The 13,617-nt window shown below is 53.3% G+C and carries 11 protein-coding genes; 1 reads left to right on the top strand and 10 read right to left on the bottom strand.

Annotated features, from left to right (window positions below):
- Positions 1–97: 97 nt before the first annotated feature.
- Both DEP07_RS07520 and DEP07_RS07515 read right to left on the bottom strand, forming a co-directional pair.
- Positions 98–1,603 carry a coproporphyrinogen III oxidase gene (locus DEP07_RS07520; RefSeq protein ID WP_280648226.1) on the bottom strand — a complete coding sequence of 502 codons (1,506 nt, stop codon included), beginning with the start codon at positions 1,601–1,603 and terminating at the stop codon, positions 98–100.
- Positions 1,604–1,696: 93 nt separating this feature from the next.
- A complete protein-coding gene (locus DEP07_RS07515; RefSeq protein WP_167470285.1) occupies positions 1,697–1,867 on the bottom strand; it encodes a hypothetical protein in 171 nt (56 codons plus the stop codon).
- Between the two features lie 146 nt (positions 1,868–2,013).
- On the opposite strand from DEP07_RS07515, the gene DEP07_RS07510 reads away from it, so the two are divergent.
- Entirely contained in the window at positions 2,014–3,927 is a 1,914-nt protein-coding gene (locus DEP07_RS07510) for an SH3 domain-containing protein (protein ID WP_429827580.1), read from the top strand.
- 223 nt (positions 3,928–4,150) lie between these two features.
- On the opposite strand, the gene DEP07_RS07505 is transcribed toward DEP07_RS07510, so the two are convergent.
- The 8 genes from DEP07_RS07505 to secD form a co-directional block, all read right to left on the bottom strand.
- The gene (locus DEP07_RS07505) at positions 4,151–4,330 is read right to left on the bottom strand and encodes a hypothetical protein (RefSeq protein WP_233454075.1); all 180 of its coding nucleotides are present in this window, start codon (positions 4,328–4,330) and stop codon (positions 4,151–4,153) included.
- Between the two features lie 25 nt (positions 4,331–4,355).
- The gene (dtd, locus tag DEP07_RS07500; RefSeq protein WP_122964199.1) at positions 4,356–4,793 is read right to left on the bottom strand and encodes a D-aminoacyl-tRNA deacylase; all 438 of its coding nucleotides are present in this window, start codon (positions 4,791–4,793) and stop codon (positions 4,356–4,358) included.
- Positions 4,794–4,877: 84 nt separating this feature from the next.
- On the bottom strand, positions 4,878–7,049 hold the full coding sequence (locus DEP07_RS07495; RefSeq protein ID WP_063230213.1) for a RelA/SpoT family protein: 2,172 nt from the start codon (positions 7,047–7,049) through the stop codon (positions 4,878–4,880).
- 358 nt (positions 7,050–7,407) lie between these two features.
- Positions 7,408–7,920 (bottom strand): adenine phosphoribosyltransferase, encoded by a 513-nt coding sequence (locus DEP07_RS07490; RefSeq protein WP_063230212.1) that lies wholly within the window; start codon positions 7,918–7,920, stop codon positions 7,408–7,410.
- Positions 7,921–7,932: 12 nt separating this feature from the next.
- Positions 7,933–10,287: a single-stranded-DNA-specific exonuclease RecJ gene (recJ, locus tag DEP07_RS07485; RefSeq protein WP_281869082.1), complete on the bottom strand. Its 2,355-nt coding sequence runs from the start codon at positions 10,285–10,287 to the stop codon at positions 7,933–7,935.
- A gap of 73 nt (positions 10,288–10,360) precedes the next feature.
- Positions 10,361–11,269 carry a cation diffusion facilitator family transporter gene (locus DEP07_RS07480; protein WP_281869083.1) on the bottom strand — a complete coding sequence of 303 codons (909 nt, stop codon included), beginning with the start codon at positions 11,267–11,269 and terminating at the stop codon, positions 10,361–10,363.
- A 113-nt stretch (positions 11,270–11,382) separates the two neighbouring features.
- Positions 11,383–12,297, bottom strand: a complete 915-nt coding sequence (secF, locus tag DEP07_RS07475; protein ID WP_122964202.1) for a protein translocase subunit SecF — start codon at positions 12,295–12,297, stop codon at positions 11,383–11,385.
- The gene (secD, locus tag DEP07_RS07470) at positions 12,287–13,525 is read right to left on the bottom strand and encodes a protein translocase subunit SecD (protein WP_287102316.1); all 1,239 of its coding nucleotides are present in this window, start codon (positions 13,523–13,525) and stop codon (positions 12,287–12,289) included. The genes secF and secD overlap by 11 nt, the downstream gene beginning before the upstream one ends.
- Positions 13,526–13,617 lie beyond the last annotated feature (92 nt).

Raw genomic sequence — 13,617 nt, 5'->3', positions numbered from 1 at the left:
AATCATAGCAAACCAGCCAGCAGGCGTCAACAGGCGCTCCATAAAACTTTTTTTACTATGGTTTGCCGCGCGTTCAGCCTGCACCTGCGCTGCTTTTTTACGTAGTCGTTGCCCCTGCGTAGACTTCATCCAGATCGTGCAGCTTGTTTTCCACCAATGTTTTGTACGTGTCGTTGTAGGTTTTCGGGTCCTTCGGATTCGGAAAACGCTTCAGCTTGCCGCTGCCCGGCGCCATCAGCTTGGAAACCGCCCCGCAGCCAAGGCCGAGAATCGTCTGCACTTCTTCCATGATCATGATGTTGTAGATGCTTTCCTGCCCCGGTTTCGCATAGCCGACATTCTCCAGGTTACCCAAAATGTTTTTTTGGCGATACAAATAATACGGATCGTAGCCGTTTGCTTTCGTCCAGGCAGACGCCATTTCCATCATTTTGCCGATTTCGTCGCGACTGGCTACCTTGTAACGCTCCTTGTTCTGGGTCATTTCCGAAGCTCTCTTGAAGGAGAGCGTGTGCACGGTAAGCGACGCAGGCATCAGCTTTTCCACTTCTTCCAGACTGTGCGCCAGCTCGGCTACGCCCTCGTTCGGCAGCCCGATAATCAAGTCCATGTTGATATTGGTCAGGCCCATTTCCATGGCGAGATGGTACTTCTCGATCGTCTCCTCCACGGTATGGTGCCGCCCGATTGCTTTGAGCGTCTCTTGTGTAAACGATTGGGGATTGATGCTGATCCGGTCGACTTCCCACCGTTTCATCACATCGAGCTTTTCTGCCGTAATCGTATCCGGCCTGCCCGCTTCGACAGTCAACTCGCGCACGCCGTCCATGTGCGGGAAGCTGCGGTGCATCGTCTCGAACAGCTGGTTCATATCATCGGCGGTAATGCTCGTCGGCGTTCCTCCCCCGAAGTAGATCGAAGTAATTCGCTGGTCGTTTCTCGTCAGCCACTCGCCCATCTTTTCGATCTCGTAATGCAGTCCTTCGAGAAACGGATTGACCGAAGCCGTATGACTGCGGATCGCGTAGGCAGGAAACGTACAGTAGGCGCACTTCGTCGGACAGAAAGGGATGCCGATGTACACCGACAGCTCGCGGTCGATCTGGTACAGATCAGGCACGACGTGAAGCTGCTTGTCGACGATCTCCTGGAGCAGCTCCAGTTTGTACGGACGCAAAATGACATCCTGTTGCAGCCGCTTGTGCGCCTCTGCTTTCTCGACACCTGCCACGTTCAGCTGATGGAGCAGTTTGGTCGGACGGATTCCCGTCAAGATTCCCCAGCCTTGTTCGATTCCCGTATATTGTTCCAGCATGAGCAACAGCGTGTAGCACAATGCCTGCTTCGCTGTTTTGCGCATCGCCTTTTCATCGCGGGAAACGTACTCCCGCCTGACCTGGCGGCTGAGTCGAGTAGTTTTGTCATCCAGTTCTCCCGACGCCACTACACCCGAGCTGTCAGTGGCAAGCGCGAGCCTGATTTGCATATCGGCAGCGCCATCCCACTCCGAGACAAAAGCTAACGCAGGGTCTTCGTAAAACAGCGCAAGAATTAAGGAGAGTTCGCGTTCAAACGCGTGTCCCTCGCATTTTATTTGAATCATATGTGCTCACCTGCTTATTTAAAATGCCACACTCCATCATAGCTGACAGGCACAATCGCGGTCAACAGAGCGGATGGGCGGCATCTCAGGCGATTACTTCCTTTTCGGGTGTGATTGCGGCAAGTCTCGCATATTGACATAAAAATCTTGGGACATTTCTACATTTTGCCGTGACGATTCTTTCGCCAAATCGTCATGAAAGTCGACGGAAAAAAATTGTCGATTCAAGCCTTGCGCAAACGTTTCCTTGTTTGACTGCCTCACTGCAATTCCTCCTGCGTTTTTGTGGCTCTATCTGTTCTAGTATGGCCTTTTGCAACAAATTGCAACCAGCGGCACCTGGCAAAAGCTTTGTCGCTTCTTGCAGGAAAAACGAGAAACTGGCGCGAAGTGATTGTGTTGGCAAAAACATGAAAGAATCGACGCTTCGCCTCCCTCGCATTTTATCTGGAAAGGATGTCAAAAACGTGCTGTTACGTCAAAAAATCCTGGGGTCGCTCCTGGCTATCGCTTGCGCCATCTCCCTCCCCGTTTCAACTGCCTGGGCCGCCGGTTCTGTTCAGGTCAGCGTGGACAAGCTCAATGTCCGCTCCGGGCCGAGCCTTCAGGACGCTGTCGTCACCACGCTGCCAAACAAGACCGTGCTGCCTGTCATCTCTACCAAAAACGACTGGATTCAAGTCAAGCTGCATAATGGTCAGAGCGGCTGGGTGGCAAACTGGCTCGTCTCGCAAAACCAGCAGCCTGCACAAGCTCCGGCGAGTACGGCAGAGAGCACGACTACCAATCTCAACGTCCGCTCCGGCCCGGGCCAAACGTACCCGGTTGTGACGACGATCAACCCGGGAACCAAATACCCGATCGTGCAAAAAAACGGCGACTGGATCATGATTCAGCTAAATGGGACAAGCAAAGGCTGGGTGGCAGCCTGGCTGGTCAAGGACAGCTCATCCCCAGCGTCGCCAGGTTCCACGCAGGGAAGCGGAACTACTGCACCACAACAGCCAGGAGGCTCCGGCAATTCCGGGAGTGCCGTCACCCCGCCGAAGCCGACAGCCGTTCAAGGAGCAAGCCTGACACTGGAGTTCGCTCCCTACGTGTACCCTACGCCGGATGCCAGCGCTCCTGCCATCGGGCAGCTTCACGCTGGCGAGACGATCACGGTTTTATCGCAGCAAAACGGCTGGATTCAATTCCCTTACGATGGCGTCAACGCCTGGATATCAACGGACAGCAACAAGCCCGCGCAAGACACGACCACGTCTCCCGGACCAAACACCGATGTCAATTCCGGCTCGGCAAGCCAGCCGAGTCAGCCTGCCACACCTGCCGAACAGACAGCTACCGTGCAAACGGACGGGCTGAACCTGCGCAGCCAGTCCAATACATCCAGTGCGATTCTCGCTACGTTGCCTGTCGGCAGCAAGCTGAAGGTGCTGGAGAAGCAAGGCGAGTGGTATCGGGTGCAGACATCGGCCGGACAGACAGGCTGGGTAGCCGGATGGCTGGTCAGTGTCTCCGGACCAAATGTGCCGACACCAAGCGGGCCGTATGTCACGGTCATCAATCCGAATACGAACGTTCGCTCAGGTCCCGGTGCCGAGCACGGTTTGATTCGCCAAGTGCAGGCAGGGGAAAAATACAGCGTCGTGTCCAAAGAGGGCGACTGGTTCAAAGTAACGCTCAGCGATGGCTCGACAGGCTATATTGCCGGGTGGCTCGTATCGGCAAGCGGCGTGCCTGCCGTAATTCGCAGCCAAGATCTCGCCGGAAAGCTGATCGTCGTCGACGCAGGACACGGCGGCAACGACAACGGCGCAACCGGCAAAAGCTTTTCTACGCTGGAAAAAACCGTCAACCTGCAAGTTGCCCTGCTGCTGAAAAACAAGCTGGAGGCTTCCGGGGCCAAAGTCATCATGACGAGAGCCGACGACCGCAAGCTCACCTTGCAGCAGCGCGTGGATGTCGCCATCATGAACAAAGCGGATATTTTTGTCAGCATTCACCACAATACACATCCAAACACGGCGACCAACGGCTCCATCGTCTTTTTCTACTACCAAGGCAATTCCAGCAAGCTCGCGTCCCTCGTGCAAAACGAACTGGTGAAAGCGACGAGCTACAAAGATTTGCAATCCCGTTTTGGCGATTACTTCGTACTGCGGGAAAACTCCGTTCCGTCCATCCTGGCCGAGATCGGGTTCCTGTCCAACTACAACGAGGAGTTGCGCGTGCGCTCGGAGAAACAGCAGGATCTCGCCGCAGACGGCTTGTACAAAGGGATCGTCCAATACTTCAATACGCTGAACCCTCAGGGCGGCTGATTCCGGCTGCCAGACTGCGTAACAACGGGTTCCAAAACAAAACCCCCGTACCACGAGAGACGGACACACTGCTTGCGCGAATCGCCAGTGCGTCCCCTCCTTGGGCGGGGGTGTTTTCATTTTTTCGTAATAAGCAGTTTCACGCAAAAGAAAAAACGGTTGCCGCAGCAGCCGTTTTTCAGATATCTCGTAGTCTCAGTAACTCGGACGCCGCTCCCACGGCTCAACCTGTCCGACAATCGCCTGTGCTGCTTTTTGCCGGATTGCCGGAACCGTCCCGCACGCGGGCAAGCTTTTGCCGCTCGCGTCCCACCACTGTCACTCGATAGCCTTCTTTGGCAAGCCAGCGAGCTACCTCTGTCAGCATGCCGCTCGCCCCGATCACCAGCGCTTCCTGTGCCATTTTCCCCGCCTCCCCGTCTTTTCGCTTACGATTCTACGATCAGGGTGACAGGTCCGTCGTTGAGCAGACGTACGTCCATCATCGCGCCAAAACGCCCCGTCTCCACGACCAGCCCTTTTTCCCGCAGCTTGGCATTAAACAGCTCGTACAGCGGTTCAGCCTGCTCAGGGCGAGCGGCTGCCATGAAGTTCGGCCTTCTCCCTTTGCGGCAGTCTCCGTACAGCGTGAACTGGGACACCGATAAAATCTGCCCGCCCGTCTCCAGGACGGAAAAGTTCATTTTTCCTGCTTCGTCTTCAAAAATTCGCAGATTGGCGATTTTATCCGCGACAAAGTCTACTTCCTTTTCGCTGTCCTCGTGGGTGATTCCGACTAACAGCAACAGCCCGTGCTCGATTTGCCCGACTACCTCGCCAGCAACGGTCACGCTTGCTTCTTTCGTTCTCTGTACGACAACTCTCACGTCGATCCATTCCTTTCGTTTGGAAGCTCGCCGCTCACAATGACGCACGGCTGACCTAAACAAAACACCCGATCCAAAAACGGATCAGGTGCTCAATATGCGGCGAACCGAATAAATATCTTTAATCCGCTTGATTCGTTCCACAACTTTCAAGAGATGATCCACATTGCTGATCGAGATGGTCATATGAATCGTCGCCACCCGATTTTTATCTGCTTTGCCACTGACGGCAGCAATATTCGTCTTCGTCTCTGCGACGACTTGCAACACGTCGTTCAACAGTCCGCTGCGATCGTTGCCCGTGATCTCGATTTCCACGTTGAAGTTGTGCTTCTGATCGGTATCCCATTCGACGTCGATCAAACGCTCTGAGCATTCATCTGCGAGCACATTCGGACAGTCTTTCCGGTGCACAGACACACCGCGCCCTCTTGTAATAAAGCCGATGATCTGATCGCCCGGAACTGGTGTACAGCAACGCGAGATACGCACCAACAAGTTGTCTACGCCGCGCACTTTTACCCCGGACTCGCTCTTTTGCGCACGGTGAGCCGGATTTTGCTTGATCTCCGGGATGACCGGATTTTGCTCCTCCCGCTCGCGGCGAAGCTTGTCGAGCAGACGTGTGGCAATCTGGGAAGCCGTAATGCCGCCGTAGCCGACTGCGGCAAACATGTCCTCGGCCCCCTGGAAGTTGAATCGCGCCGCCGCTTCCTTCAGGTTGGTGTCCGTCATCGCTTCCTTCACGTCGAAGCTGCGCGATTTGATCTCCGCTTCCACCATCTGTTGGCCTTTGGCAACGTTCTCTTCCCGCTTTTCTTTTTTGAACCACTGCTTGATTTTGTTGCGGGCATGGGCGGACTTGGCCATTTTCAGCCAGTCCTGGCTTGGCCCGTACGAATGCTTGGAAGTAAGGATTTCGACGATATCGCCCGTTTTCATGGCGTAATCAAGCGGAACGATCTTGCCGTTTACCTTTGCCCCAATCGTCCGGTTTCCTACCGCCGAGTGAATGCGATAGGAAAAGTCCAGCGGCACGGAGCCTTTTGGCAGTTCGACTACATCTCCTTTTGGCGTGAACACAAAGACCGTGTCCGAGAACAAATCCTGCTTGAGGCTTTCCATGAACTCCTGCGCATTGGGCGCTTCCTCTGACCCGCCTTCGATAATCTCGCGCAAGCTGCCCAGCTTCTCGGCAAACGATCCTTGCACGACACTCTGGCCTTCCTTGTACGCCCAGTGGGCCGCGATCCCGATCTCTGCCGTCTGATGCATATCCCACGTGCGAATCTGCACTTCCAACGGCTCGCCTTTAGGCCCGATCACCGTCGTATGCAGCGATTGGTACATGTTGGTCTTCGGCATCGCGATATAGTCCTTGAATCTGCCAGGCATCGGCTTCCACAGTGTATGGACAATGCCCAGCACCGCGTAGCAGTCGCGAATGTCGTTCACAATGATCCGCAAGGCCAGCAAGTCATAAATTTCGTTGAACTGCTTGTTTTGCTTGGTCATCTTTTTAAAGATGCTGTATATATGCTTGGGCCGCCCCGATATTTCCGCCTCGATGTTCAGCTCGCCAAGCTTCTCCCTGATCGTATCCGATGCTTCGTTCAGGTAAGCCTCGCGCTCCACCCGCTTCTTTTGCATCAGGTTGACGATCCGGTAATACTGCTGCGGATTCAAATAGCGCAGCGCCGTATCTTCCAGCTCCCATTTGACGGAGGCAATCCCCAGCCGATGAGCCAGGGGCGCGAAAATCTCCAGCGTCTCATCGGATATTTCCCGCTGCTTCTCTTCGGACATGTGGCGCAATGTCCGCATGTTGTGCAAACGGTCTGCCAGCTTGATCATGATGACACGAATGTCCTGCGCCATGGCAACCAGCATCTTGCGGTGGTTTTCAGCAAGCTGCTCTTCCTTGGACTTGTATTTGATTTTTTCCAGCTTGGTTACCCCGTCTACCAGCAGAGCCACGTCAGGACCGAACTGTTGGCGGAGATCGTCAAGCGTAATGTCGGTGTCTTCCACTACATCATGCAAAAATCCGGCAGCGATCGTAACCGCGTCCATGTGCAGGTTGGCGAGAATCCCCGCTACTGCGATCGGGTGCATGATGTACGGAACGCCTGATTTTCTTATCTGCCCTTCGTGAGCTTTTTCAGCCAGCTGATAGGCGCGAGTAATCAGGTCCAGATCCGATTGTGACAAATAGGTGCTTGCTTTTTTTACTACCTCATCAATGCCGGTAATCATAGTTCCCTTCCCTTATCCTCTCATTGGAAAACTTGGCTTTGCCAAGCCTTATGTCACAGGCGAAGGCTTTGAGCGTATAAAAAAAATCATCTATAGAAGCCCTTTCGAACAAGTAGTTCTTCTGTAGCGGATGATTTTGGTGCGTCCTGCGTGCGGACGCTGGCAGTCTGCTCTTCCTTGGAAGCGGCAGACGAACATTATCGGTTGTCTGTCTGGATGAAAAAAAGCGTCATGTCTATTTCATACTATTATCTTTTATGTCGTTCGTATTGTAAAGCTGTTTCCCCTGTAAAGTATGATCCATGCGTGGAAAAAAGAAAAAAACGGGTACATGACCCGTTTTTCGTTGAAGCATCAATTAATATTGCACCAAGGATTTGATCGGAACATCCCCGATTTTTTTGCGTCCTTCCAGATAGGACAGCTCGATGAAGAAGGCAGCACCCACTACTTTTCCGCCGAGTTGCTCGATCAGATTGATCGTCGTTTCGATGGTTCCTCCGGTCGCCAGAAGGTCGTCCGCAATCAGCACGCGCTGGCCTGGCGTAACGGCATCTACGTGCACAGCGAGCGCGTCTTTGCCGTACTCCAGGTCGTAATCTGCCTTGATCGACTCGTAAGGCAGCTTGCCGGATTTGCGGATCGGCACAAAGCCGATTCCCATTTCGTAAGACAGAGGCGCTCCTACGACAAATCCGCGTGCTTCCGGACCTGCAATCACGTCAGCCTGCACTTCGCGGGCAAATTCAGCCAAGTCTTGAATCGCTGCGCGATAAGCAGGACCGTCTTTCAGCAAAGTCGTGATATCTTTGAAACGAATCCCCGGTTGCGGGAAGTCCGGAATGACGCGAATGTATTGTTTGTAATCCATGAAAAATTCCTCCTATACGGTGACCGGTGTCACCAGCTGATGAAACGTTTGGATCAATGATTCCGAGGATGAGAGCAGCAAATCCGTAGCGAGTTGCGCTTCTTCCTTCCACTCCGTATAAATGACGGAGCTTTCCAGCGGCCTTTTTTCTGCCGCCTCTTGCAGGCGATACTGTTCGGCATCCTCCTGCAAAAACTGCAACTCCAAAAAGATCGCAAGCATGCCGTCCAGCAAGCTCCGCTTCCATTGCAGCTTGCGGGCGAGCGCATCCAAATGTATGCGCTTCACTACTGGCACTTGCACAAAAAACTGGTACAACTGCTTGAAATGATCGCGGCTCGGACAGGATAGCCGCTCCATGCCCAAATCCGGGTCGCCAAACAGACAGTAGATGCGCTCAGCCTGTTGCAGCAGCGGACTGATTTGCAGCAAATCGGCACGACGCTTCGGCAAGTCGTAGAGCACAACCGCTTGCTGCGGCGCCTGCCTGTCAAGCGCGACAGCATTGCCCAGGAAAAAGAGAGAAGCCTGCCCGTCCGCGCTTGTCTTTGGCACGAGCTGTTCATAGCTTTCCGCCCGAAACACAACGGTCATCGTCCCGGACTCCGCTATCAACTGCTGCCATTTCTCTATTTTGTCCCGACTTCCCCGCCAGTCGAACACTTGCTGATGCGGAACGGACAAGTCCCGGATCGTCAGCTGCGGCTTGCGGTTGCCATTCCATTCATTGACTGAAAGCTCGCCCAGCACCTGAAAACGCGCTTTTGGGGTCACCTTTTTCGTCACGTGCGCCCAGTTGAAGCCGATGGCATCCAACGTTTGGCCTGACCTGACGAGTGTGCATTTCAAATGATTGTCATCGCGCCCGATTGTGCGCATTCCCTGTGTCTCGACTTCATCCAGCATGACGAGCGGAGTCGGATTGCCCATCCCGTAAGGAGCGAGCCGTTCCAGCTGCTCGGCTGCCTCCAGGCTGATTTCGTCCATGCTCATCGACACATCTACTTTGGTCAGAGGGGTAAAATCTTCCGGCGTCAGCCATTCCCCCGCCAGCTCGTTCAGCCTGCTGCGCAAGAGATCGAGGTTTTCCACCGGGAGTGTCATTCCTGCGGCCATCGTATGCCCCCCGTAATGCGGGAGCCACTCCTTGCATGCTGTCAAACCTTCGTACATGTCAAAGCCGGCGATGCTTCTCGCCGAGCCTTTGGCTGTCCCTTTTTCCGGATCGATGCCAAGCACGATGGTCGGACGGTAAAACAGCTCTACCAGCCGTGACGCTACGATTCCTACAACCCCGACGTTCCAGCCTTCCTTCGCCAGGACGAGGACGTTGTTTTCCTCGGGTGGATACTGCTCCTTCACCATCTGCACGGCTTCTTCCGTCATCGTCGCTACAAGCTCCTGACGCTCGCGATTCAAATCGTCCAAAGCTTGTGCGCACTGCTCTGCTTCCGCCATATCCTCGGTCGTCAGCAGCTTGACGGCGGACTCTGCCGTCTCCAGCCGTCCACTTGCGTTCAGACGCGGCCCGAGCGCGAATCCGACATGTCCGGCCGACAGTTCGCTGTCAGACAGTCCACACACGCGGATCAGCGCCTGCAATCCGATATTGCGGGTCTGATTCAGACGCTTCAAGCCCGCTCTGGCGAGGATGCGGTTTTCATCTACCAAAGGCACCAAATCGGCGATCGTCCCGAGTGCTGCCAGGTCAGCCAAATGCAAAGGAGGCTCCTTTAGCAAGGCATGCCCCAGCTTGAAGGCGACCCCGACTCCCGCGAGCATGTCAAACGGATACGTACAGCCAGGCTTTTTAGGGTTGATCACAGCAAATGCCTCCGGAATCACAGCCGGAGGTTCGTGGTGGTCGGTTACAATGACGTCAAGACCTAACTGCGTGGCATACGCTACCTGCTCTACTGCACTGATTCCTGTATCGACTGTAATGATCAGCTTGTAACCGCTTTTATGCAGATGCGCCAAGGCGTCTTTATGTAACCCATACCCTTCAGTAAAACGGTTGGGAATGTAATAGTCAAAAACAGCGCCCAGTTGGCGCAACAGGTGTACCATTAACGATGTCGAACTGACCCCATCCGCGTCATAGTCTCCGTAAATACAGATCGGCTCTTGCCTCTCTATCGCTTGTTGAATGCGATGCACGCTCTGTTCCATTCCATCAAGCAAATAAGGGTCATGAAACAACTCCGGGCCAGCTTGCAAAAAATCACGGGCCTTCTGCGCTGTGTCGACGCCGCGAATCACCAGCAGCTTGGACACGAGCGGAGTTAGCTGGCACTCCTCAGCTATACTGGCCGCAATCTGTTCATCGTAGGTGGCCAGTTTCCAGCGTGTTTTCGCTTTCAGCATAGGCTCTCCTCCAATCCTCATTCATTATAGTGGATGGAGAGGGAGACTGACAACAGCATAAAACATGCCGTTTTTACCGTTTTGGCTGTGAAGTGGGATCAAATGGGTTTACATGGACCAAAACATCGCGAATATCAGGAAATGTTTCCAGCAGCATATGCTTGACGCGCTTGCCAATTTGATGCCCGGCAAGGACGGTAATCGCCGGGTCCACCCCGATTTTCACATCGACGATCTGGTAATGCCCGTGCTCCCTGGCCCGCAGCGAATCGATGCGCAACACGCCATCGACCTCGGCAATCGCCTGTCTGAGATGCTTGGTATCTTCCTCGTGCAAGACGTGATCCAGCGTGCTGTGGATCGATTCCATCATGATGTTGTAAGCCATTTTCAAAACAAGCACAGATACGAATATCCCGGCTGCCGGGTCCAGATACAGCATCCAGGGAACCCCCAGCCGCTCGCCCACAATCGCGCCGCCGATGCCTACCAGTGCGGCAAACGAAGAGTATACATCCGAGCGATGCTCATAGGCGTTGGCGATCAACGACTGGCTGTTCAGTTTTTTGCCGAGCTTGAACTTGTAGCGGAACATCCATTCCTTGACGATCATGGAACCGATGGCAGCCCAGACTGCCAGCATGCCTGGCGCTTCCACAGGGGCAAAAAACGCTTTAATCGAAGACATCGCAATTTCGAAGCCGACAACCGCCAACAAAACTGCGACAATAATCGCTGCGATCGATTCGGCTTTTCCGTGGCCGTACGGATGATCTGCGTCAGGCGGACGCTCTGCCGCTCGCAAGCCGATCAGAACCGCCACGGAACCGACTACATCCGATGCGGAATGCACAGAATCGGCAATCAATGCCTGTGATTTCGCCATCAGCCCGATCAACAGCTTCACCCCTGCCAAAGCAAGGTTGCCCACAATGCCTACCCATGCCCCAAACTGCGCTTGTGCCAACCGATCATCGCCCATTCCTGCCTCTCCTCCTCTATCAGCCTACTTGTCTTCAAGAGTAGAAAACCGCAGGGAATAACCCCTGCGGTCTACATAGCGAAAGCTCTTTGACGAAGCGAAAAGCGAACCGCTTATGCTTCTTTCTTCTTTCTCATATTCCGCTCCTTCAAGTTTACCCAAACTTGAGCAGCAATAAAGATGGAGGAGTACGTACCGCTCACCAGACCGAACAACAGAGCCAGCGAGAAGTTGCGAATGCTCTCGCTTCCGAGTACCGCAATAGCCAGCGCGGTAAAAAATACGGTAGCTACTGTGTATACGGAACGGCGCATCGTCTGCCAAAGCGAAACGTTCACCAGATGCTCCAGATCCGGAATCGTCTTGGACTTCATGGTACGCAAGTTTTCGCGGATACGGTCAAAAATAACGATTTTATCGTTGATCGAGTAACCGAGAATGGTCAAAAGCGCTGCGATGAAAGTAATGTCTACTTCCAGATCAAACACGGAGAACAGCGCGATCGGGATAATCACGTCATGCAAAAGTCCCACGACGCAGGCAATCCCGAACAGCACCTGGAAGCGAATCGCGATGTAAATGACGATCCCGAGGGAAGCGATCCCTACCGCGATGGCTGCCTTTTTCACCATCTCCTGAGCAATGCTCGGATCAACGGACGATACTTGTTTCGTGACCTGATCGCCGAACTTTTTCTTCAGCGCTTCTTCTGTCTTCATCAAGGTATCCGAAGAAATGGTTTGGTCAAAGCGAGTATAGGCTTGATTTTGCCCGTACGGCGTTACCTTGGAGAAAGCGACATTCGGAATCTCCTGTTTGAGAACGGCTTCGACGTCTTCCGGCTTGAACTCTTTTCCTACGTAAATGTCCAGGCGCGTACCTGCCTTGAAGTCAACCCCAAGGTGCAGCCCTTGGAACATCATAAACAAAAAACCGATGATGATAATCGCGGAAGAGAAAATGAAGAACTTCCGGCGATTTTTAACGATATCAAACCGCACTACGGTATGCTCGCGATCAAAGCTCACCGATCTCACTCTCCTTTACTCCGAACCAGAACGGCTTTTTAAACATGTTGGCACGGACCACCAGCCAAAGGAGGAAACGAGACCCGAACACGTTGGTGATAATACTTACGATGATTGTCATAGCCAGTACGACAGCAAAACCTTGAACGGAGCTTGTTCCGAAGTAGAACAATACGCCTGTCGCGATCAGCGTCGTCACGTGCGCATCAATAATGGTGATCAAAGAGCGGCGTTCACCGGAGCGGAACGCTGACAAAATCGTTTTGCCCGAGCGAATTTCTTCTTGGATACGCTCATACGTAATGATGTTCGCATCGACAGCCATCCCTACCGCCAAAATGAAGCCGGCGATACCTGGGAGAGTCAGCGTTGCGTCCATCCAGTCGAGAACGACCATACAAAAGTAAGTAAATCCAGCCAATGTAATATTCGCAATCATACCCGGCATGCGATAGACGAGCAGCATGAACACGAAAATCAGCCCGGCGCCAATATAGCCGGCATAAAGCGTCTTCTCCAAGGCCAAGGCACCCAGAGACGCTCCTACGGATGTTACCTGCTTCTCTGTCAGCTTGGCTGGCATCGCACCAGAGTTCAGCAAATCAGCCAGTTCTTGAGCCGATTCTCGGGTATAATCTCCCGTGATCCTTGCGCTACCTCCAGTGATAACATCTTGGATTGTTGGATTGGTTTGCAAGTTTTGATCCAGAAAGATAGCCATGCGCTTATGTAGATTGGCACGCGTGACATCCTCTAATTTTTTTGAATCTGAAAACTTGACAATTACCAGAGGTCGTTTTAATTCGTCGTAATCAACAACTGCCCCGTTTGGCGCCAAGTCGCTACCTTGCAGAATGACCTTGCCCGACTCGTCGCGGAACGTCAGTACAGCAGGTTTTCCGATCAGTTCACGAAGCTTGTCCTGATCAGCGGATTGCGAAGCGATTTGCACGCGAATCCGGTTTGGCAGCTCAGTAGAAATGACAGGTTCTGCCACGCCGCCGATGTTAATCCGTTTCTCAATCATGTGTGCAGTTGATTTCAACAGCTCGATATCAACCTTGTGCCCAGCCTCCAGAGGCTCTACCTCATACAAAATCTCAAACCCGCCCTGCAGGTCAAGACCGAGAGTGATGTTTCCTGCCACCTGTTTGGTCGTAGTTGACACAAGTGTCGCCAAAAGCCCTACAACAACCAGGAACAGGAGAAATCTTCCCCATTTTATCATCGTTGTAATACCCCTCTTTCATAAACAGGGTCCCGCCCCTAAGCGAGAAACCAATATGCCCATTATAGCGAAGTATGAAAAAACGTGTCAAT

It is taken from the genome of Brevibacillus sp. (assembly GCF_003521185.1).
Taxonomy (GTDB): domain Bacteria; phylum Bacillota; class Bacilli; order Brevibacillales; family Brevibacillaceae; genus Brevibacillus; species Brevibacillus parabrevis.
The sequence above is the reverse complement of the archived record's forward strand: the minus strand, read 5'-3'. Positions and strand labels throughout refer to the sequence as shown.